Annotated in this window: 21 protein-coding genes; 13 read left to right on the forward strand and 8 right to left on the reverse strand. The window is 36.9% G+C overall.

Features of this window, described 5'->3' with window-relative positions:
• The first annotated feature begins 230 nt into the window (after window positions 1–230).
• Both HNP36_RS17400 and HNP36_RS17405 read left to right on the forward strand, forming a co-directional pair.
• Window positions 231–2,615, forward strand: a complete 2,385-nt coding sequence (locus HNP36_RS17400) for a TonB-dependent receptor (RefSeq protein WP_184166328.1) — start codon at window positions 231–233, stop codon at window positions 2,613–2,615.
• 48 nt (window positions 2,616–2,663) lie between these two features.
• Window positions 2,664–3,233: a hypothetical protein gene (locus HNP36_RS17405; protein WP_184166326.1), complete on the forward strand. Its 570-nt coding sequence runs from the start codon at window positions 2,664–2,666 to the stop codon at window positions 3,231–3,233.
• A gap of 53 nt (window positions 3,234–3,286) precedes the next feature.
• Here HNP36_RS17405 and HNP36_RS17410 read toward each other — a convergent pair whose 3' ends face one another.
• Window positions 3,287–3,817, reverse strand: coding sequence for a DoxX family protein (locus HNP36_RS17410; RefSeq protein ID WP_184166324.1), 531 nt, complete (start codon window positions 3,815–3,817; stop codon window positions 3,287–3,289).
• Window positions 3,818–4,174: 357 nt separating this feature from the next.
• Here HNP36_RS17410 and HNP36_RS17415 point away from each other — a divergent pair, with 357 nt between their 5' ends.
• Together HNP36_RS17415 and HNP36_RS17420 are read left to right on the forward strand one after the other, a co-directional pair.
• Window positions 4,175–5,509, forward strand: coding sequence for a trigger factor (locus HNP36_RS17415; protein WP_184166321.1), 1,335 nt, complete (start codon window positions 4,175–4,177; stop codon window positions 5,507–5,509).
• A gap of 197 nt (window positions 5,510–5,706) precedes the next feature.
• Window positions 5,707–6,393, forward strand: coding sequence for a hypothetical protein (locus tag HNP36_RS17420; protein WP_184166318.1), 687 nt, complete (start codon window positions 5,707–5,709; stop codon window positions 6,391–6,393).
• A gap of 107 nt (window positions 6,394–6,500) precedes the next feature.
• Here HNP36_RS17420 and HNP36_RS17425 read toward each other — a convergent pair whose 3' ends face one another.
• Window positions 6,501–7,085 carry a DUF3109 family protein gene (locus tag HNP36_RS17425; RefSeq protein ID WP_184166315.1) on the reverse strand — a complete coding sequence of 195 codons (585 nt, stop codon included), beginning with the start codon at window positions 7,083–7,085 and terminating at the stop codon, window positions 6,501–6,503.
• A gap of 5 nt (window positions 7,086–7,090) precedes the next feature.
• A complete protein-coding gene (locus tag HNP36_RS17430; protein ID WP_184166312.1) occupies window positions 7,091–7,996 on the reverse strand; it encodes a DUF6427 family protein in 906 nt (301 codons plus the stop codon).
• 42 nt (window positions 7,997–8,038) lie between these two features.
• Between HNP36_RS17430 and HNP36_RS17435 the strand changes: the two genes are divergently transcribed.
• Window positions 8,039–8,272 carry a DUF6341 family protein gene (locus HNP36_RS17435; RefSeq protein ID WP_184166309.1) on the forward strand — a complete coding sequence of 78 codons (234 nt, stop codon included), beginning with the start codon at window positions 8,039–8,041 and terminating at the stop codon, window positions 8,270–8,272.
• A 78-nt stretch (window positions 8,273–8,350) separates the two neighbouring features.
• Here the strand turns inward: HNP36_RS17435 and HNP36_RS17440 are convergent, their stop codons facing one another.
• The 5 genes from HNP36_RS17440 to HNP36_RS17460 all read right to left on the reverse strand — a co-directional run bounded on the left by HNP36_RS17440 (window position 8,351) and on the right by HNP36_RS17460 (window position 11,513).
• Entirely contained in the window at window positions 8,351–8,788 is a 438-nt protein-coding gene (locus HNP36_RS17440; protein WP_184166306.1) for a universal stress protein, read from the reverse strand.
• A gap of 58 nt (window positions 8,789–8,846) precedes the next feature.
• Window positions 8,847–9,452 carry a fumarylacetoacetate hydrolase family protein gene (locus HNP36_RS17445; protein ID WP_184166303.1) on the reverse strand — a complete coding sequence of 202 codons (606 nt, stop codon included), beginning with the start codon at window positions 9,450–9,452 and terminating at the stop codon, window positions 8,847–8,849.
• Between the two features lie 50 nt (window positions 9,453–9,502).
• Entirely contained in the window at window positions 9,503–9,925 is a 423-nt protein-coding gene (locus HNP36_RS17450) for a putative signal transducing protein (protein WP_184166299.1), read from the reverse strand.
• 3 nt (window positions 9,926–9,928) lie between these two features.
• Window positions 9,929–10,693, reverse strand: a complete 765-nt coding sequence (locus HNP36_RS17455; RefSeq protein WP_184166295.1) for a 3'-5' exonuclease — start codon at window positions 10,691–10,693, stop codon at window positions 9,929–9,931.
• Between the two features lie 106 nt (window positions 10,694–10,799).
• Window positions 10,800–11,513 (reverse strand): CDP-alcohol phosphatidyltransferase family protein, encoded by a 714-nt coding sequence (locus tag HNP36_RS17460; RefSeq protein ID WP_184166292.1) that lies wholly within the window; start codon window positions 11,511–11,513, stop codon window positions 10,800–10,802.
• 88 nt (window positions 11,514–11,601) lie between these two features.
• Here HNP36_RS17460 and HNP36_RS17465 point away from each other — a divergent pair, with 88 nt between their 5' ends.
• The 8 genes from HNP36_RS17465 (at window position 11,602) to HNP36_RS17500 (ending at window position 21,115) form a co-directional block, all read left to right on the forward strand.
• Entirely contained in the window at window positions 11,602–13,530 is a 1,929-nt protein-coding gene (locus HNP36_RS17465; RefSeq protein ID WP_184166290.1) for an LTA synthase family protein, read from the forward strand.
• Between the two features lie 153 nt (window positions 13,531–13,683).
• On the forward strand, window positions 13,684–14,103 hold the full coding sequence (locus HNP36_RS17470) for a DUF2147 domain-containing protein (RefSeq protein WP_184166286.1): 420 nt from the start codon (window positions 13,684–13,686) through the stop codon (window positions 14,101–14,103).
• A 60-nt stretch (window positions 14,104–14,163) separates the two neighbouring features.
• On the forward strand, window positions 14,164–14,478 hold the full coding sequence (locus tag HNP36_RS17475; RefSeq protein ID WP_184166283.1) for a hypothetical protein: 315 nt from the start codon (window positions 14,164–14,166) through the stop codon (window positions 14,476–14,478).
• Window positions 14,479–14,547: 69 nt separating this feature from the next.
• Window positions 14,548–15,528 carry a pyruvate dehydrogenase complex E1 component subunit beta gene (locus tag HNP36_RS17480; RefSeq protein WP_184166280.1) on the forward strand — a complete coding sequence of 327 codons (981 nt, stop codon included), beginning with the start codon at window positions 14,548–14,550 and terminating at the stop codon, window positions 15,526–15,528.
• 116 nt (window positions 15,529–15,644) lie between these two features.
• On the forward strand, window positions 15,645–17,639 hold the full coding sequence (locus HNP36_RS17485) for a KUP/HAK/KT family potassium transporter (protein ID WP_184166277.1): 1,995 nt from the start codon (window positions 15,645–15,647) through the stop codon (window positions 17,637–17,639).
• Between the two features lie 68 nt (window positions 17,640–17,707).
• Complete coding sequence (locus tag HNP36_RS17490; protein WP_034706517.1) at window positions 17,708–18,181, forward strand: Fur family transcriptional regulator; 474 nt, start codon at window positions 17,708–17,710, stop codon at window positions 18,179–18,181.
• A gap of 3 nt (window positions 18,182–18,184) precedes the next feature.
• Complete coding sequence (locus tag HNP36_RS17495) at window positions 18,185–19,918, forward strand: OstA-like protein (protein ID WP_184166274.1); 1,734 nt, start codon at window positions 18,185–18,187, stop codon at window positions 19,916–19,918.
• Window positions 19,919–20,191: 273 nt separating this feature from the next.
• Window positions 20,192–21,115 carry a hypothetical protein gene (locus HNP36_RS17500; RefSeq protein WP_184166272.1) on the forward strand — a complete coding sequence of 308 codons (924 nt, stop codon included), beginning with the start codon at window positions 20,192–20,194 and terminating at the stop codon, window positions 21,113–21,115.

Genomic DNA, 21,115 nt, shown 5'->3' on the forward strand with positions numbered 1-21,115 from the left:
TTCTGAGTTTCAGGGTTTGATTACTGGTTGGAAATTGTTAATATGTGTTATTAAGTTTTCTTCAAGCTCTATCCTTAATCTTATATCCGAAGTCTGACATCTGACATCTGAAATCTCATTAATTAATACACTTTACTTTGTACAGCCACATTGTACAATTTAAGTAACCCATCAACAAAATTTTTACGAAAAAATATACCTGGAAAAGGTATGCAATCAATCTATAGACAATGAAATTGATATATAGCCTGATGTTGGTTCTGTGTGGACTGACATTGATAAATGCACAAAAAACTTACACAGTAGAAGGAACTGTTCAGGATTTTCACGATAAAACCATGCTGGAAAATGCAGTGATAAACGTTGGCGGATTCACGGCGAAAACGGACAGTAAAGGTAAGTTTACGTTTAATAAAATTCCAGCAGGAAAATACATACTCATTGCCAAACATCCTGATTGTAGTGATTATACTGAAAATATAGGAGTCAATCAGGATTTACATTTGGTAATTACGCTGGAGCACCATACCAAGGATATTGAGACGGTGACGATCCATGGAAATCATAAATCTAACGGGTCTTTAATCATCAAAACACTCGATAAATCTGAAATAGAGAGAAATTCTACAGATAATCTGGGGAATTTACTGTCAAAAATTTCCGGGGTTACTACTTTAAAGACCGGAAATAATATTTCAAAACCTGTTATTCATGGACTGTACGGAAGCAGAATTTCTATTTTAAACAATGGAGTTAAGCTTGCAGAACAGGAATGGGGTGTAGAGCATGCACCCAATGTTGACATTAATAATTTCCAGCATATTGATGTGATAAAAGGAGCTTCTGCATTGAAATACGGAAGTGATGCCATTGGTGGAGTTGTAGTACTGGAGCCTGAGATTTTCCCTAAAAAAGATACCATAAAAGGCTCAGTAGGGCTTACCGGAATTTCCAATGGCAGAGGACTGGGATTGGATGTAGATGTTGCCAAGACCTGGGAAAACGGTTGGGCTGTAAAAACCCGTGGCAGCATCAAAAAATTAGGAGATCAGAGCGCTCCGGATTATAATCTGAAGAATACGGGAATGGATTTTTCTTCCTTTAATTTTACAGTTCAGAATAATACATACGAAAGAGGAATTTCTTTTGATTACTATCTCACGAACCAGAATATCGGAATTCTGAGAGATTCCCATGTTTCCACTTCAGGTGATTATGACAGGGCTATGACTGCCAATCCACCCGTTTACTCCGGCAAATTCAGTTATGATATTGATAATCCGAGACAGGTTGTAGAGCATCATATCGCAAAAGTATCTGCATTTAAAAGGTTTGCCAATATCGGGAAACTTTCCGCTACGTATAGCTACCAGTACAATCACAGGCAGGAATATGATATCAGAAGAGGAGAATTGAACGATACACCTTCTTTGGATCTGGAACTGATGACACACCAGTTTAACCTGAACGATTTATTGGAAAGGGAAAAATGGTCTCTGGAAACTGGAATTGATGCGGGTTTTCAAAACAATTATTCAGATCCGGCAACAAAAGCGAGACGTTTGATTCCTAACTATGATAAATATTCTGCGGGAGTTTATTCTGTTTTTAAATATAAAATTTCTCATGATTTTAATTTTGAAGCAGGAGCAAGATATGACTTCACCCGTTATGATGTTACCAAATGGTATGACAAAAGTGACTGGGATAAATTATATGCTGACACTTTTCCACAATTTTATGTAAGGCAGGATGAAAACAGAGTGTTGACGCGTCCTAAGCTTAATTATAATAATGTTTCTTTCAATGCGGGTCTGGAATACCGTCCGGGTTCCAATTTTGATCTGAAATTTAATTATGCAAAAGTAGGAAGATCCCCGAATATTGCAGAACTGTTTTCAGACGGGCTGCATCATTCCGCAGGTGTGATTGAAACCGGAAATATGGCACTGAAAAATGAACAGGGACATCAGTTTAATGTAACGGTAGATTCAAAAATTAATGTTCTGAAAGGACTGAATATTTCTGTAAATCCATATTTTTTCATCACTAAAAACTTTATCAATCAGGTTCCGGTAGGAATTAAAGGAACTATCAGAGGGGTGTTTCCTGAGTGGGCCTATCAACAGATTGATGCCAAAATGTACGGAGTAGACCTGGATATTAACTGGAAACTTACGGATGACCTTACCTATGTAGGAAAAGGAAGCTATGTACATGGCCAGGACGATACCAATAATGAGCCTCTGATCCTGATGATGCCCCCGAATTTTTCCAATGCATTGCAGTTTAAAAAAGAAAAATGGAATAATTTCTATTTTACCCTTGAAAATCAGACATTTTTAAAGCAAACCAGATTCCCGATCAGGAATGTTCCGCTGGAACTTTATGTAGATGGCGAGCTGGTGGATAAAATGATTGATTTAAGTACACCGCCAGGCGGTTATTCCCTTTGGAATATCCAGACGGGAATCAATATCAGTAAAAATCTTTCCGCAGGACTTATCGTAAATAATATTTTTAATACCTCATACAGGGATTATCTGAACCGGTTGAGATTCTTTGCAGATGAGGCGGGAAGAAACTTTATTGTAAACTTTAGATACAGATTCTAAAGATTCAGAACAATTAAATTAAAATTTTACAATCTTAAAATTCTTAACATGAACAAACTATTCAATACTAAAAATATCATCAGCTTATTAGCTGTTTTATTCATCACAATTACCGTTATTTCCTGCCAGAGAGACGGTTCTGCAGAAGAAGATGACCTTCCTCAGGAAGAGCTTACCAACATTGTTTTACTGGTTACGGAAGACGGGACATCCAATACTAAAACCTATGACTACAGCATCGGGGCAGGAGGGATCCCCACAATTCCTTTAACAGACGGAAAATCTTATACCGTAGAAGCAAAATTCAGAAACGGAAATGAGGATGCTACAGGAGAAATTATTGATGCTAAAAACGAGCACTTCCTTATTTTTGACTTTCCAAAATCAAATATCAACATTACCAGACTGGATGGTAACGACCTGAGAAATGACGGAAAAAGAGTAGGGCTGAGAACAAAATGGGATGTTGTAAAAGCTGTTGACGGAGCCGCTCCGTTCCTGAAACTAACCCTGATCCATTCGCCTGAAAGTGTAAATGATGCAAAATCAGGAACAGCCTGGGGAAGTGTAACAGGTGGAGAAACAGATGCAGAAGCTACCTATAACCTGAGTAATTAGAAATACTTCATATAATGAAAAAACCGCTGATATCTTCAGCGGTTTTTATTTTGTTAAAGTATAAAAGCATTCAGTAAAAAAGTAATCAGATAAAACATTACTACAAAAATTAGTGTAGTACATAGGGTAATATATAAGATTTGCTTGATTAGATTATTGGAATTAATTCCTTTTGGAACTCGTGCAAATGCTTTTATACCATCGATTAATGCTGTACGGTTTAGCCATAAAATAAAGAAAACGATTAATTGTAATGTAACAGCGCCGAAAATTGCCGGAACTTCATAAAAATAATCCTGCAAAATTACATTAGTCAGAAGAGAAGTTAAAAACAGGCACCCTGTAATCCTTGTTTTGGGGATAAGCAGTAAAACCGCTCCCAATACTTCAAAGATTCCCAGGGTTATAACAAATGGTTTGGAGTAAGAATAAAACTCCCACATTATTTTCATTCCTTTAAATTTTTCATCCACAGAATGATTGAACTGTGAATATTTGCCTGTACCGAACAAAATCATCATTCCTGCAACATACAGACAGCAGGACCATTCCAGAATGGTAAAAAAATCATTTTTTTTAAGCATTATAATATTTTTAAAGATTGGTTTTAAATCTCAATCAATTGATATGCAAAAGCTTAATTTGATGAATTGAGTTTATATTTTACGCCAAAAAGTCTTGAAATTATTGTTTTTTTATCTGTTTAAAATATTAAATCAAAATCTGTCGCAATAATCTGTCTACTTCTATACAAAATAGAAAACAGATTTATGATTGTTTTATTAGAAAATAACTGGGTAAAATTGAAGATTTAGAAGCTAAATTCTGAGTGTATATACAATTATATCATCTTTATAAATATTTGAATACTAAGAATTGATGAGAAATGGGTAATTCTCATAAAAATTTCATATTTTTGCAACCTAAAATTTTAATCAATAATGAAGGTTACCGCACAAAACCATGATGATGTAAGTGCATTACTTACAGTGACATTGGAAAAATCTGACTACAAAGAAAAAGTAGAAAAGCAGTTGATTAATTATGCTAAAAATGCGCAAGTTCCTGGTTTCAGAAAAGGGAAAGTGCCTTTAAGTATGGTTAAAAAACAATATGAAGCAGGTATTGCATTCGAAGAAATCAACAAACAGGTTTCTGACGCACTGAACGGCTATGTTAACGAAAACAAGTTAAGATTGGTTGGACAGCCTGTTCCTCAGCCAGTAAACCAACTGGATTACAATGCTGACAAAATTGAAGTTGCTTTTGAAGTAGGGTATGAGCCTGAATTCACTATAGATTTAGCTAAATATGAAGCTCCTCACTATAAAGTAGAAGCTTCCGACAAAGAAATTACAAAGAGCATTGAGAACATGCAGAGACGTTTTGCAGAGCAGGTTCCTCAGGATAAGATCACTAAAGATTCTTACATAGCTCTTGAAGTTTCCCAGGTTGTAGAAGAAGATGCTGAAGGAGAGCACCACCACCATCCAAAGAACGTTACCATTACTGCTGAAAACAAAGATGCTTTCAAATTGGTAAAATCTTTGAAAATGGACGGTTCTGTAAAAGTATCTAAGGAAACTCTTGCAGGTGATGAAGGACTGGCTAAAGAATTAGGATTCAGCAAAGAAGAAGTTGAGCACTTACACCACGCTGAAGTGGAAGTTAAAGTAAAAGACTTCTATTCATTGAACCTGGCTGAGCTTAATCAGGATCTATTCGATAAAGTATACGGAGAAGGAACAATCAAGTCTGAAGATGAGCTTAAAGAAAAAGTAAAGTCTGAATTGGATGAGTACTTCCAGCAGAATGCAGACGTTCACTATGTGAATAAAGTATTGGAGCAGGTTACTGAAAAAGAAGAAGTAAAACTTCCTGAAGATTTCCTTGTAAAATGGTTATTATTCTCTAACCAGAACATCCAGTCTGAAGAGCAGGCTAAAGAAATTCTTAATGCAGAGAAAAGCCAGTTAAGATACCAGATCATTGAAGGTAAATTAATGACTGACAACGAAATCCAGTTAGACTATGCTGATGTATTGGCACAGGCTGAGCAGTTGGTAAGAAATCAGCTGGCTATCTACGGAATCCACCACTTAGGTGATGAAGAAATCCAGAAATATGCTGTTGAAATGTTGAAAGATCAGGAGCAGGTAAGACAAATTTCTTCTGAAGTGGCTATGGCTAAACTAAAGGATGTAATCCTTGAAAAAGCATCTAAAAAAGAAACTAAAATCTCTCACGACGAGTTTTTAGAAGAACTTAAAAAATAATTTATTCCGATATAAATATTTTAAAACCTCCGGCTTTTCGGAGGTTTTTTTATTTCTGTCAACAATACTTTCATCCGATATTCTTAAAAAATCTTAATATATCAAACTCAAAATCCTCAGATATTCCCTGTAAATACAGACCGTCTATTGTAATGTGGTCATTATTCCTATATTTACATCCTAAACTTATTAGAGATATGAAAAAGATCATCATTCCGTTTTTCTGTGCCGTACTGTTCTCAGCTCCGGCAGCAGCCCAGCAAACCAGTGCAGCTCCCGCAAAGACGGAAGTCGTGAAATCTAAACTGACCCCAAAAGATGTTGTTGACAACTACTTTAAAGCTTTGGGAGGTAAAGCGAAACTGGAAGCAGTAAAATCTTCAGTTACAGATAATACATTTAACATTCAGGGTATGGATGTTACTATGAGCACCCTGAAAATGGGAAATAAATTTAAATCTGTACAATCTGCAATGGGACAGAAAGTTACCCAGGTATTTGACGGTGAAAAAGGTTACATAGAAAGAGCAGGCCAGAAAACCGATTTCCCTGCTGAAAATATTGCTGACCTGAAAAAAGGAACCACTATTGAAGCATTGGCTTTTGATCCTTCAAACTTTAAAGATGTTACAACAGAAAAACTGAACGGTAAAGACTATAACGTGTTATCTTCCGAAAAAGGTAAATTTTACTTTGATGCTGCTACCGGACTTTTATACCGATCTTCTGTAGGTGAAGGAAGTGTTACTATACAAGACTATATGACTGTAGAAAGTATAAAATTTCCTTCTGTAGTGGATATTGATGGAAAAGGCCAGAAAGTAACTATAAAAACAACCAAAATTGTCCTAAATAATGGTGTTTCTGAAGCAGATTTTAAATAAAAAAAGATCATAGTAAACTAAAAAAAGCCGGAAGAATCTCCGGCTTTTTTTATGTGTGAGTAATTTTAACTCAAATTTAACTTCTTAAGAGTCCGCTGGGGCTTTAATTAAGAACCGTATGCTGCTTTCCATTCATCAGCGGCTTCACATAGAACGTTGTAGAAGTCTTCACCATACTTTCTGGTCAGCGGAGTTTTCAGGAACTTGTAAACAGGGACCTGCAGTTCTTTTCCAAGGGTACAGGCATCACTGCAGACATTCCATTCATGGTAATTAAGGGCCGTAAAAGTGGAGTACTCTGTAATACGGATCGGGTAGAGGTGGCAGGAAATTGGTTTCTGCCAGTCTACAGCACCGTCTTCATAGGCTTTTTCAATACCGCATTTGGTAATTCCTTTTTCATCAAAAGTTACATAGGCACATTCGCGGTCTTCTACCATAGGTGTAACGTACATTCCGTCCATAGGGTCCGTAGTCCATGTTCCCTGTTCTTCAAGGGCTTTGATGCCTTCCTGGGTAAGATAGGGCTTTATTTTATCAAAAATACGGTCTAAAATCTCAAGTTCATCCTTGTCTAGCGGAGCTCCTACATCTCCTTCCACGCAACACGCACCTTTACATTTCGTAAGGTTGCAAACAAATTCTTCGGAAAATATATCCTCTGAAATCAATTTATCGTCTATCTGAATCATAATCTTTAAAATAAATTAAAATACGTTCCTGCTTTAAAAGCAATCAAACTTATAATAATAAGCCATAAGCTTACCTCCCGCATCCAGTATTTTGGCAGAAATCTCATCATCCTGCTCAGGATAATACTTGCCGGGAATGCCAGAAGCAGTAAATACTCATAGCTTTTATTCATATACAGAATAATGGTTACCAGCTGCGCCAGTGAAAATACCAGCAGAAAGGTATATTTATATCGGCTTATCGGGCTTTTCTTGTTATAGTTTTTAAAATGGTCGTATACTGCATAAATAAGCATCAGCAGAACCGGGATCAAAGGCAGCATTTCGGTATAATCCGTCATTGGCTTCATTTTTCCAAACGGGAAATAATCAATATTCCATGTTGTAAAATGGAAAAAGAACATGATGGAGAAATAGCTGAAAGCAATCAGTATAATTCCCAAAAGAAACCTGAAAAGATTCAGGCTTATTTTCTGAGAAGTTGCAATCACGTGAACCACTACGAAAAGGGCCATGGGCCAGGTAGTAGGAAGAAAAATAAAATTCAGCGCAACAATGGCTCCTACCAGAACATAGGATTTTTTTCTTATGTCCTCATCCGCACTTGTTAAAAGCAGTAAAAGAAAGGAATTGGTAAGCAGGGAAACGGCAATTCCTATATCCAGATTTCCCGGATAAAGTCCAAAAATAAAAAATGTGTATAAAAATAACGGAAGATGCGTCTGATAATTAAGTGCAATACTGTGAAAACAAAAATATCCCAAAGCAATCCCCAGAAAAGTTATTCCGGCAATGGCAGCTTCGTAAGTGTTGAAATTCAGTATGTTAAATATTATGACTACTAAAAGAAGAAAACCAATATAAACAGGAATTGAAAAAATATTGCTTTCTTTTGAAAGTAATTTAAACATTTTTTATAAATTTGTACAAAGTTAATTTAAAAAAGGAAAATAATGACGTCTTTCTGGTTATTCTTAAGTAAAGTTTTCAAATGGACATTCGGTTTTTTTGATACATTTGGAAATGTTCTCAACTGGATTTTATTTATCGTTTGCTGTGCATTGTTTACTTACTGGTGCTATGTGCTGGTTGTAACACTTGGTGGTGATAAAGATAAAGACTATTATTCCCCTACTGAGGGCAAGAACCCTTATTACGATCCAAAGATCTACAAAAAAGAAGGTTAATTAATTGGTTATATAGTAAAAAACCGATCGGACTTTAGTCTGATCGGTTTTTTTATTAACGATTAAAATTTACTTTTTCTAGTCGTGGATAGGAAGCACCAGTACCGGTACATGAGAATCTTTCGTAAGCCCCTTTGTTAAGCTTCCTACAAAAACATCATATATTCCGCTCCTTCCGTGTGATCCCATTACGATATAATCGGCATTTTTAGCCTTTGCATATTCCAGGATGGTATCTTTTGCAATGCCTTGTTTTAAAAGATGCTCACAGTCTATATCATGAGCAATAATTCTCTGCTCAATCTTGTTAAGCTGTACCAGTTCTTCTCTGATCTCGTTGGCTTCTACTTCAGGAAAATATTGATATCCCATATCACCGATAGCAAAACCGATATCCGAAGGTGCTACGTGAATCAGAAAAATTCTGCCGTTCAGCTGTTTTGCAAATTTTACGGCTCCTTCTACGAGCTGTTCTGTTTTGTCCCCAAAATCTACGGGTAGTACAATATTTATCATGACCTTTAATTTTGTTATTTAAAGATATGAAAAATTGCCTAATTTTTATGTTAAATACTTATAATATTCGGATATCAAGAATTTTATCATCTTTCAGGTAAGCTTCCAGGATATCATTCTCATTCACCTTTCCCACTCCTTTTGGAGTTCCTGTGAAAATAAGGTCTCCTACCCTTAATGTGAAATATTGGGAAGCAAAAGCAATAATATCATCAAAACTGAAGATCATGTCCTTTGTATTGCCGTCCTGAACTTTTTCTCTGTTCTGAAGTAAGGAGAACTGTAACTCTTCAAGATCATAATTTTCTTTACTGAAAAAGTTTCCTACCACCGCAGAACCGTCAAAACCTTTGGCAAGTTCCCATGGAAGACCTTTGGATTTAAGCTCGCTCTGAAGATCCCTTGCCGTAAAATCTATTCCAAGGCTGATCTCTTCATAATGCTTGTGGGCCATCTCTTTCTGAATATATTTCCCACCTTTTGAAATCTTTACAACAACTTCCAGTTCATAATGGACATCATTTGAAAATTCAGGAATATAGAAATCATTTCCCTTTAAAACTGCTGTATCCGGCTTCATAAAAATCACCGGTTTTTCAGGGATTTCGTTTCCTAATTCTTTTGCATGCTCGCTGTAGTTTCTTCCTATGCAGATGATTTTCATAAATCTTTACTATTTTTAAACCTGATACGGTGATATCAGATGTTTATTTTTTAACGTTTAAACTCATTGCCACAATAATAACAGTGGTACAAATTCGCAGGAACTTTTACAGGTAACCCTATAAGCAATACACTGATCCCGAAGATTCCGCCAAGCTTTTCGTCCTGGTAAATATGGTTGGAGCCACATTTCGGACATACAAAATCAAATTCCGGATTGGCAATGGTATGTTCTACTTCCAGCGAATAAGCCTCATTGTCATTATAATCCTTCAGGATCTGTTTTGCCTTTTCCAGATCATCCTCAAAAACCTGAAGCTGAATACCGCCTACGGCCTGTGAAAGCAGCCAGTCCGACTGGATAAGCTGTTCGTTGGCAATAAAACCATTGACTCCGTTTTCGGCAAGGATCTGCTTGTCCCTGTTGGCTTCAAGGGCAGTTTCATAAAATTTAAAGCGGACCAGATTTGACATTTTTTAAAATTTACCTGAAAGTTGGATCTTTGTAAATACCTTCTTGGTATATAACGGGAAATCTGCATTCTGAAGCCATCCGTAATACCCTAAATCTTTCTGGAAAACAGCTTTTACAACCTGTCCTTTATACTTTCCGAAGTTGAAAACGGCTTCCGATTTTTCATTATATCCTATAAATCCTGCAAGATCAGCATTTTTATTATGAAATGTGAACTCGCTCAAAGGCGCAATTTCATTTGGAATATCATCATATTTTCCAACCTGTGCATCCAGAACCTCAAAAGTAGCCATCACATCGGCCTCTGCAGAATGAGCATTTTCTAAGGTTTTTCCACAGTAAAACTGATAGGCGGCGCCTAAATTTCTCGGTTCCTTTTTGTGAAAAATGGTCTGTGCATCTACCAGTCTGAATTTACTCAGATCAAAATCTATTTCCACTCTCAATAATTCTTCTGCCAGAAGCGGAACATCGAATCTGTTTGAGTTAAAACCTCCAAGATCACTTCCTGAAAGCATTTCCATAATTTTAGGCGCAATTTCCCTGAATGTTGGAGCATCTTTTATATCTTCATCATAAATTCCGTGAATTTCACTGGATTCAACAGGAATTGGCATTTCCGGATTTACACGCCATGTTTTGCTTTCTCTGGATGCATCCGGATTTACTTTTAAAATACAGATTTCTACAATCCTGTCTTTCCCGATGTTGGTTCCTGTAGTTTCAAGGTCAAAAATGCAGAGTGGTTTATGGAGTTTTAAATTCATGTTCTTAATTTGAAAATTTGATAATGTGTTAATTTGAAAATGTGCTGATTTCTATCCCTTACTTCTAAAGTCTGATATCTGATGTCTGATGTCTGACATCTGAAATCTACCCCAACTGCTTCTGGAAAACCAGCGATACTAATATATAATAAATAACAAGCATAGGAATTCCTACGATCTGAAATATAATCAGGATGGCAATTCCACCGCCCAGTAAAATGATTTTAGGATAATTGTCCTGTAACTTTTTCGATTTGAATTTCATGGCCATCATCTTGATCGGGCTGATCAGAAGCCATGAAGTTATAATGGTCAGCAGTACCAGGAACAATGAATTGTTAAAAAGGAATTCAAAATTTCCCGTTTCTTTAAAAGCATAATACAACCCGAACAGCAGTACCGTATTAGTCGGAGTATTCAGTCCCTTAAAATAATAACGCTGTTCCTCATCAAGATTAAAGATAGCCAGTCTGAGACATGAAAAAACAGTCACCAGAAGGCCAATATAACTGATATCGAAAGGAAGATGCAGTCCCGGAATTTCATTCCCGAACGGCTCCAGTGCTTTGTACATCGTAAGACCAGGAATCAATCCGAAGCTTACCATATCCGCAAGGGAGTCCAGTTGAAGCCCCAGATTGGAATTCGATTTTACAGCCCGTGCCACAAACCCGTCAAAAAAATCGAAGATCGAAGAGAGAATAAGACAGATGGCGGTAGTCTGGTAATCCCCCAGAATAAGATGGATTGCCCCTACACAGCCTGCAAATAAATTCGCAAGGGTGAGCAGATTGGCAAGATTATTTTTTATGAAATTCATCCAGCAAAAGTACAGTTTTTCCAAATTTTATACTGAAATATTATGAAGGAAAAAATACATTAATATGATTTTGATGTAAATTTGCCGAATGAAATTTTTTAAAGAATTTAGAAAACAAGAAGTTCTGGCTCTTTTGTACCGGATTTTCTTAGCTTATGTTTTTTATCAGATCGCCCGGTTTTTGTTCTGGTATTTCAATAAAGAACTCATCAGGGTAGATTCCGTTTCAGATTATTTCAGCCTGGCATTTCATGGGATTGCTTTTGATACAACGGCAATTCTATACGTTAATGCCTTATTTATTCTGTTAAGCCTTGTCCCGATTGTCATCAATACAAAGAAAGGATATCAGTCCGTTTTATTCTGGCTGTACTTTATTACCAACGGGATTGCCTACGCTATGAATTTCGGGGATTTTGTCTACTATAAATTTGCCCAGGCAAGATTAACATCTACCGCAATGCAGGTCGCCAAACATGAATCTAATCTTTTTAAAGTGTTCACTGTTTCTGTAGTGCAGCATCCTTTTGTGCTGATATGGTTTGTTGTTTTAATGGCGCTTTGGGTTTTCCTGTACAAAAAAGTGAAAATTACAGAGCAGAAGCCTGTAAAACTTATCCCATACTTTATCTGGTCAGTACTTGTCCTTTGTGGTACGGCTGTTTTGGTTGTCGGAGGAATCCGTGGTGATTTCAAACACAGTACAAGACCTATTAATTTAGTGGATGCCAACCGTTTTGTAGTCAATCCCCTGCAGGGAAATATTGTTTTGAACAGTACATTTTCATTTTTCAGGACATTAGGAACCAATAATTTTAAAGAAGTTCACTTTGTAGATGAAAAATTTATTACAGACAATGTTCAGCCTTATAAAATATATGACCGAAAAGTAGAAAACCGTCCCAATATTGTCATTTTTATTGTTGAATCTTTTGGGAGGGAATATTCAGGGGCCTTCAATAAAGATAAAAATATAAACGGTTACGTTTCCTATACACCGTTCATTGACAGCCTTGCCGGCCAGAGTTTGATTTTTCCCAATACCTTTGCCAACGGAAGACAGTCCATTCATGGCATGAGCAGCGTTTTGGCAGGTATTCCAAGTCTTACCGATGCGTTTACAAGCTCTCCGTATTCCAATCAGAAAATCCAGTCCATTGTGTCGGTTTGTAATGATCTGGGCTATGACACTTCTTTTTATCACGGAGCACCAAACGGATCAATGGGATTCCTCGGATTTGGTAATATTCTAGGTTTTAAACATTACTTCGGCAAGAATGAATACAATCATGATGAAGATTTCGATGGTATGTGGGCGATATGGGACGAACCTTTTCTCCAGTATTTTGCAAAAAATGTTGGAAAAAAACAGCCTTTTATGACTACGGTTTTCACAGCTTCATCACATCACCCGTTTAAAATTCCTGAAAAATATAAAGGGAAATTTAAAAAAGGAACTATAGAAATGCACGAGCCGATCCAGTACACGGATTATGCCATCAAAAAATATTTTGAAACCGCTAAAAAGGAGCCATGGTTCAATAATACCATTTTTGTTTTCACAGGAGACCATACCAACCAGATTGCTTACGGTGAATATGAAAAGGCTATGAACCGTTTTGCCGTTCCTTTGATATTGTATTCCCCAAATCCGGAATACAATCTTAAAGGTGTGAATCCGGAATTGGCCCAGCAAATTGATATTTATCCTACACTGGCAGACCTTATCGGGTACAATAAACAGATCAGAAGCTGGGGAAAAAGCCTCGTGAGTGATAAACAGTATCCTTCAATTATTGTGAATTCAGACGGAAGTACAGAGCAGTTTATCATAGGAAATCATATGTACCGTTTCGATGGTAAGGAAATTACAGGGATATATGAAAAGAATGATCTTGGATTTGCCAATAACCTGATGGGAAAACTGAAAACACCTGAAACAGAAAAAGAAATGCAGACAGCAAAGGCCTGGTATCAGGATTATATGGACAGGGTAATCAACAGGAAACTTCATTAGTGTTTAGCAAATGTTTAAACTGTTGATTTTGGTATAAGTGTTGTTATATAATGCGAAGGATAATAAAAGTTTTTGTTTGTTTAAAATTAATTTATATTTTTAGCAGTAAATAGACAACAAAAATCTTTTATTGGAATTAAAACTATAAGAAATATGAAAAAAGTATTGTTAACATTCGCGCTTTCTCTGTTTGGTGTATTGTCATTTGCACAGATTGAAGGAAAGTGGAAGACCATAGATGACGAGACAAAACAGGCTAAGTCTATTGTTGAGATCTATAAAAAATCAGACGGGAAGTACTACGGAAAAGTTTCCCAGCTTCTTATAAAACCTGCAGACCCTAACTGTACAGGATGTAAGGATGACAGAAAAGGGAAACCGGTTTTAGGGCTGGAAATCATCAGAGGTCTTAAAAAAGACGGTGACGAATTTACCGGAGGAACCATTACCGATCCTAAAACAGGTAAAACTTACAAATGTACCATTACCAGAAGTGGAGATAAGCTTAATGTAAGAGGGTATATGGGAGTTTCGATATTGGGAAGAACTCAAACTTGGGATAAAGTAAACTAATCAGGTTTAAATAGAATTTTAAAACGGCATTTCAGAGATGAGATGCCGTTTGTTTCAGTAATGAAAGGCATTTTAAATTTACGAAAGGTTATTTTAGGATACGCCGGAATTTCTTTCCTGTTAATTATTGTAGATAATTTGATTCATTTCAGACACAATGTGAGGGATTTTATGGCTGGTTTTCGTGATGGTAGCGAGTTTAATGCTTATCACAAAACAAACCCGGATACCCTTACTCCGGAATTGGGAAATTATATTGTTTTTGCGGTTGTTGTTATCATTACGGTGTATTTTATTTATCTCATTTACAAAAAAACGTATGGCAGAATCCTGTCTCATCTCAGAAAAAACTACAGAGAACTCAGCCGGACATAAGAAAATCCTTTTTTGTTATGTGTATAATAAAAAAACACTATTTTTGTACTCTAAATTTTTCAAATAAATATGGCAGAATATACTTTTCGTGAGGTAATTGCACAGGCAATGAGCGAGGAAATGCGTAAAGACGAATCTATCTTTTTAATGGGGGAGGAAGTGGCAGAATACAATGGTGCATACAAAGCTTCAAAAGGAATGCTGGATGAATTTGGCCCTAAAAGAGTAATTGACACACCTATTGCAGAACTTGGTTTTACAGGAATTGCTGTAGGAGCTGCAATGAATGGTAACAGGCCAATTGTAGAGTATATGACATTCAATTTCTCGTTGGTAGGTATTGACCAGATTATCAACAATGCTGCAAAGATCCGTCAGATGAGTGGCGGTCAGTGGAACTGTCCAATCGTTTTTCGTGGTCCTACTGCTTCTGCAGGTCAGTTAGGTGCAACACACTCTCAGGCTTTTGAAAACTGGTTCGCCAATATTCCGGGCCTTAAAGTTGTAGTTCCTTCAAACCCATATGACGCAAAAGGATTATTGAAAACTGCTATCCAGGATAACGATCCGGTAATTTTCATGGAATCCGAGCAGATGTATGGTGACAAAATGGAAATCCCTGAAGAAGAATATTACCTGCCAATAGGTAAAGCAGATATCAAAAGAGAAGGTACAGACGTTACTTTGGTTTCTTTCGGTAAAATCATGAAGCTGGCTATTCAGGCTGCTGAAGATATGGCTAAAGAAGGAATCTCTGTAGAAGTGATTGACCTTAGAACCGTTCGCCCTCTTGACTTTGATACCGTTTTAGCTTCCGTTAAAAAAACAAACAGACTGGTAATCCTGGAAGAAGCCTGGCCATTTGCTTCAGTATCTTCCGAAATTACATATATGGTACAGCAGAAAGCATTCGATTATCTGGATGCACCTATCAAGAGAATCACTACTCCTGATGCACCTGCACCATATTCAGCTGCATTATTTGCAGAATGGTTCCCTAAACTTGAAAAAGTAAAAGAGGAAATCAAAAAAGCGATGTACGTAAAATAATTATGATAGAGAAAAACTTCCGAAAGGAAGTTTTTTCATTTATTATATTCATGAAGAATAGTTCTTGACGTCATAAAATTAGTATAAATTTGCGCGTTTAAAATAAATAAGCTGATATGGCAGACGTTACAGAAGATGGTTATCATTTTGATATAAAAAAACTTTCTTTTATTGGAGTTTTAGTTTCTCTAGGAATTGTGTTCGGGGACATCGGAACATCACCGCTTTACGTAATGAAAGCGATTGTAAATGCAAAAGGCGAGGGCAGTACTATGCCTTTCAACGAATACATTGAAGGAGCCCTTTCATGTATTATCTGGACACTTACCCTGCAGACCACAATAAAATATGTGATCATTGCCTTAAGGGCAGATAACAAAGGAGAAGGAGGTATTCTCGCCCTATTCTCGCTGGTTAAGAACCTAAAAAAAGGATGGCTGTACCTTATTGCTATTATAGGGGCCGCAGCATTGATTGCAGATGGGGTAATTACACCATCGCTTACAGTAATGTCAGCTATCGAAGGTCTTGAGATATATAATCCCCATACCCCTGTTGTTCCCATTACCATCGGTATTCTGATTGTAATTTTTGTGGTACAGCAATTTGGGACCAGCTTCATCGGGAAGTTTTTCGGCCCTGTGATGGTAGTCTGGTTTTTAGTTTTAGGGGGACTCGGAGTAATGCATTTAACTGAAAACTTTGAAATTCTGAGATCTTTCAACCCTTATTATGCCTACAAGCTTATTGTGAATTCTCCTAGCGCAATTGTTATCCTTGGTGCAGTTTTCCTTTGTACAACAGGAGCAGAAGCTCTTTACTCAGACTTAGGACACTGTGGTGCCAAAAACATAAGAGTAAGCTGGGGATTCGTTAAAATCATGCTTATTCTGAACTATCTCGGACAAGGAGCTTGGCTTTTAACCAATCACGGAAAACCTGGTTTTTCCGTAGTTAACCCATTCTTTGGAATTATGGAGGAATGGATGATTGTACCGGGAGTAATTCTGGCCACTGCAGCAGCAATTATTGCAAGCCAGGCATTGATTACAGGTTCATTTACCATTTTCTCAGAAGCAATGTCCCTTAATTTATGGCCTAATCAGAAAATTGATTATCCTTCCGGGGTTAAAGGGCAGATGTATATCCCGAGAATTAACTGGGGACTTCTTATTCTTTGTATCATTGTTGTCCTTCACTTCAGAGAATCAGGAAAAATGGAAGCCGCTTACGGACTTTCCATTACAGTAACCATGCTCATGACAACGGTTCTTCTGGTTTTCTGGTTATTAAAACACAGAGTAAGCAAAGTATTAATTGTACTTTTTGCCTTAGTATATATGGCTATTGAACTGGGATTCTTCAGTGCGAATATCATCAAGTTCATGGAAGGAGGCTGGATCACGGTAGTGTTGGCCGGCTCCATCGGAATCTCTATGTATGCATGGTATAATGGAAGATTAATAAAAACAAGATTTATCCAGTTCGTTAAAATTGAAAAATACGTATCCATTCTTAAAGATATGAAGCTGGATGAAAGCATCCCTAAATATGCTACCAACCTTGCTTACCTGAGTCGTGCCAAAAGAAATGATGAGGTGGAATCAAAAATCATTTATTCCATCATCAAAAAGCAGCCGAAAAGAGCAGATCATTACTTTATATTAAGTATTGTCAATCAGGAAGATCCATATACTTTCAGGTATACCGTAGATGAAATTCTGCCGGGAACAGTATATAAAATCAATTTCCTTTTAGGATTTAAGGTAGACCGTAGGATCAACGACTATTTCAACATGGTACTCAAAGACCTTATGGCAGACGGAACCATTCCTTCAAGAAGCAGCCATCCGTCTCTTAGAGCCCACAACATTCCGCCGGACCTGAAATATGTAATTATAGATAATACGTATATTAATGATATACTTTTAACTGTTAAACAGAAGATTATACTCAATATCTACAACTTTGTGAAGTATATCGGAAGTGATGATTTCAAAGCCTGGGGAGTATCTTCGCACAACGTAGAAGTAGAATCTGCGCCTATTACCGAACTTACGGTTTATGACAGCAAGATTGAGCAGTCCGGCTACTTCCGTCATAATTCCTAAAAAAGTGCAGTACCAAACCATAAGGCTTATTTAAATAAAAATCAATAAATTTGTAGATAATTTTTTTGATGGATACAGTACAAAAAGAAAAAAATATTGCTTTGATCAAGGATGTTTTAAGAAATTACCTTTTGGAAAAGGGATTCAGAAACACGCCTGAAAGATATACGATATTAGAAGAGATTTACAGTATGGATCATCACTTCAATGTGGATGATCTGTACCTCCTTATGATGCAGAAGAAATATCATGTTTCAAAAGCAACCATTTATAACACTATTGAAATTTTCCTTGATGCAGGCCTGATCCGTAAGCATCAGTTTGGAGAAAAAACATTGACTTCTTCATCTTACGAAAAGTCTTATTTTGACAAACAGCATGACCACCTGGTAATCTACAAAAAAGGCTCAGACAAAGAAATTGAGGAAATTATAGAATTCTGCGACCCGAGAATTCAGGGAATTAAAGAAGCAATTGAAGAAGCATTTGGCGTAAATATTGATTCGCATTCACTGTATTTCTATGGTACTAAGAATGATTAATCAATGAGAATAATCCTTTTTCTGTTAATTTTTATTTCTGCGTTAAGCTCTGCACAGGACAATAAAACCACGCAGATGGATCCTTATATCCAAAATAAAGGAAAACCCATACCCGCAGTAAGACCTGAAGATAAAGTAAAGATCATTCACTCCGATGAATTCAGGAAAGATACCAAGTACGAGGGAAACCAGTACATGGTAGGCCATGTTCAGATAGAACATCAGGGATCTGTTCTCTATGCTGATGAGGTTATTCTTTATAACGACCAGAGTCTTGTAAAAGCCATTGGTAATGCTAAACTTCAGAATGCAGACGGTTCCGTAATTACGGCCAATGAAATGGAGTATAATGGAGTAACCCAGAAAGGAGTTGCCAGGAAAAATGTAGTTCTTACCGACCCGAAACAGACAATTAAAACCGATATTCTTTACTATGACAGGCTTGCCAATCAGGCATATTTTGATACCGGAGGAACAATTTCCGATGGGCAGAATGTAATGTATACAAAGTCGGCAACCTATTTCCTGAACACAAAAATGATAGATTTTGTAGGAAATGTAAAGATCGATAATCCGGATTATATTATTGAAGGCCCCAACATAAAACAGAACCAGAATACCAAGGTAGCTGAATTTTTTGGGCCTACAACCATTACCAACCGGGCTAATCCTAAAAACCGTATTTATACAGAGAGAGGAACCTACAGGATGGACACCAAGGAAGCTTTCCTTACTAAAAATTCCAAGATCTTTTATAATGACAAAATCCTTACCGGGGACGATATGTATTTTAATAACATAACTGGATTTGGTAAAGCAACCGGGAATGTAACGCTTGATGACCCTTTGGAAAAAAGATATATCAAAGGAGGGTACGGAGAAGTATTCCAGAAAAAAGATTCTGCGATGATGACCAAAGGCCCGTATGCCGTAAAGATCATGGAAAAAGATTCTATCTATTTTGCCGCAGAAAAAATTCTTTCCTATCAGAAACCCGATGCAGCAGATATAACCCTAAAGAAAAGCTTTTTAAGAGCTTATAAAAAAGCCCGTATTTTTAAATCAAATGCACAGGGGAGAGCAGATTCCATTGCCTTCAATGAAACAGACGGAATCATGCACATGTATACCAATCCTATTCTTTGGAGCGGTGAAAAACAGGTGACCGGAGATAAAGTTGAAGCATATTTTAATACCAAGACCGAAAATATAGATTCACTCAAAGTGATTGGCAATGCTTTGGCAATCAGTAAAGTAGATTCATTAAGCCTCAAAGATGAATTCAACCAGGTAAAAGGTAAATTCATGACTGTCTACTATGAGAATAATGATATCAAAGAAGCCAGAGTAGTGGGAAATGCCCAGTCAATTGTTTATGTGGACGATGTGGACCAGGAGACCAAGCAACCGCAGAGAATAGGAATTACACTTTCTACATGCGGAATCATAGGAGCCTTATTTGAAGAAAAAGGGTTACAGATTGTTTCATGCAGTATAGGAGCAAATTCTGATACCTATCCTATGAGTAAAATAGAACCTGAAAAAAGAAAATTTTCTGATTTCAACTGGAATACCAAAGACAGGATCAGAAAATGGCAGGATATCCTTGTAGACAGCCCTAATTATGAAGAAATAAAATATACTTCTGATAATGAGCTGTTTAATCAGGCGCAGGAAACCATAGATAAAGAAAGAGCTAAAGAAGAAGCAAAAAAACCTAAAAGGGTTAGAAAATAAACCCAATTTTTTTAAAATAGAAATATAAATCGCCATTTTTTGACTATGAAATGGTGATTTATTTGTTTTTAAGGCCGCGAAAATGACCAAAATAATGTAATTATTTTACATTATTTTCAATTTTACAACAATTGTTTACCATCTGAATCCCGCATCAAATCTAAGTTTTATACTTTATTTTTTTATTTAACATTATTTTTTTTGTGAATGATATCATTTGAGTTGTAATATTTTATAAATTTATTACACCAAGAATGATAAAAAAAATTAGAAATGAAAAGCAAGTATTTTCTCTTGGCCCTTATTTTTTGCTTCGTAAGGGTTATCGCACAGGTTGGGATTTCGAAAACCGCAGGTTTTCAGCCTGACACAAGAACGCTTCTGCATGTAAAACAGGACAACAACGCGGCCCGGATGCCCAGGGCTAACACAGCTGCAGTATTGCCAACATCTGCTACCGGTACAACAGGCAACGGTACCCAGGGCTCCATTATTTTCAATAAGGAAACCGGGAGTATAGTACAGAATGACGGCACAGTCTGGAAAATATCGGATCCTATTGTCACGACCTTGAAGAATAACAAAATGGCACGTTTCATAAGAAGTGCAGCCATAACAGCAGATTGTGGAACATGCGGATTCGGTTGTGGGGGGGTAAACAGGCTTTGCCCACAGGCAGGAGGCGCAATAGATGTCCCTTTTACAAGTTCCAGTCCCAGTTATAATGATATTTCTTCAGATGTTTCCCTTGCATCGGCTACAAGTAATGTCATTAACATTAAAACAAGAGGACTGTATAAAATTTCCTTTAAAAGTGGTGCTATAGACGTTAAGACACCATCTTTATGCGTAGGGGTAACAATTAATCTGTATTCAAAGGTTGATCTGGAAACAAGTACTGCCGCAGCTCCTGCCACATGGAGACCTATTACAAACAATACCACAAGTTCTACCAGTGGAGCATTATCCTTAGGCAGTCTGACTCCCGGAGCCATTGATGTAGGACAGTCGTTGGTGCTTACTTATGTGGGAAGCTTTGAGGCGGGTGACAATTTAAGACTCAGATTTTATGGAAATCAAAATATCGGAACAGGAGTTTGTACCGGTATTATTGGAGGGAATGTATTGTCTTTCTCAATGAATACTACGGGAAGCGGTGTATCAGAAATTATTGTTGAAAAAATAAATATGCAATAA

Source organism: Chryseobacterium shigense (genome assembly GCF_014207845.1).
GTDB lineage: Bacteria > Bacteroidota > Bacteroidia > Flavobacteriales > Weeksellaceae > Chryseobacterium > Chryseobacterium shigense_A.

Bases quoted from the DNA above. Each gene is read 5' to 3' on its own strand.
- HNP36_RS17400 (WP_184166328.1), top strand. From the start codon at position 231: ATGAAATTGATATATAGCCTGATGTTGGTTCTGTGTGGACTGACATTG.
- HNP36_RS17405 (WP_184166326.1), top strand. From the start codon at position 2,664: ATGAACAAACTATTCAATACTAAAAATATCATCAGCTTATTAGCTGTT.
- HNP36_RS17410 (WP_184166324.1), bottom strand. From the start codon at position 3,817: ATGCTTAAAAAAAATGATTTTTTTACCATTCTGGAATGGTCCTGCTGT.
- HNP36_RS17415 (WP_184166321.1), top strand. From the start codon at position 4,175: ATGAAGGTTACCGCACAAAACCATGATGATGTAAGTGCATTACTTACA.
- HNP36_RS17420 (WP_184166318.1), top strand. From the start codon at position 5,707: ATGAAAAAGATCATCATTCCGTTTTTCTGTGCCGTACTGTTCTCAGCT.
- HNP36_RS17425 (WP_184166315.1), bottom strand. From the start codon at position 7,085: ATGATTCAGATAGACGATAAATTGATTTCAGAGGATATATTTTCCGAA.
- HNP36_RS17430 (WP_184166312.1), bottom strand. From the start codon at position 7,996: ATGTTTAAATTACTTTCAAAAGAAAGCAATATTTTTTCAATTCCTGTT.
- HNP36_RS17435 (WP_184166309.1), top strand. From the start codon at position 8,039: ATGACGTCTTTCTGGTTATTCTTAAGTAAAGTTTTCAAATGGACATTC.
- HNP36_RS17440 (WP_184166306.1), bottom strand. From the start codon at position 8,788: ATGATAAATATTGTACTACCCGTAGATTTTGGGGACAAAACAGAACAG.
- HNP36_RS17445 (WP_184166303.1), bottom strand. From the start codon at position 9,452: ATGAAAATCATCTGCATAGGAAGAAACTACAGCGAGCATGCAAAAGAA.
- HNP36_RS17450 (WP_184166299.1), bottom strand. From the start codon at position 9,925: ATGTCAAATCTGGTCCGCTTTAAATTTTATGAAACTGCCCTTGAAGCC.
- HNP36_RS17455 (WP_184166295.1), bottom strand. From the start codon at position 10,693: ATGAATTTAAAACTCCATAAACCACTCTGCATTTTTGACCTTGAAACT.
- HNP36_RS17460 (WP_184166292.1), bottom strand. From the start codon at position 11,513: ATGAATTTCATAAAAAATAATCTTGCCAATCTGCTCACCCTTGCGAAT.
- HNP36_RS17465 (WP_184166290.1), top strand. From the start codon at position 11,602: ATGAAATTTTTTAAAGAATTTAGAAAACAAGAAGTTCTGGCTCTTTTG.
- HNP36_RS17470 (WP_184166286.1), top strand. From the start codon at position 13,684: ATGAAAAAAGTATTGTTAACATTCGCGCTTTCTCTGTTTGGTGTATTG.
- HNP36_RS17475 (WP_184166283.1), top strand. From the start codon at position 14,164: ATGAAAGGCATTTTAAATTTACGAAAGGTTATTTTAGGATACGCCGGA.
- HNP36_RS17480 (WP_184166280.1), top strand. From the start codon at position 14,548: ATGGCAGAATATACTTTTCGTGAGGTAATTGCACAGGCAATGAGCGAG.
- HNP36_RS17485 (WP_184166277.1), top strand. From the start codon at position 15,645: ATGGCAGACGTTACAGAAGATGGTTATCATTTTGATATAAAAAAACTT.
- HNP36_RS17490 (WP_034706517.1), top strand. From the start codon at position 17,708: ATGGATACAGTACAAAAAGAAAAAAATATTGCTTTGATCAAGGATGTT.
- HNP36_RS17495 (WP_184166274.1), top strand. From the start codon at position 18,185: ATGAGAATAATCCTTTTTCTGTTAATTTTTATTTCTGCGTTAAGCTCT.
- HNP36_RS17500 (WP_184166272.1), top strand. From the start codon at position 20,192: ATGAAAAGCAAGTATTTTCTCTTGGCCCTTATTTTTTGCTTCGTAAGG.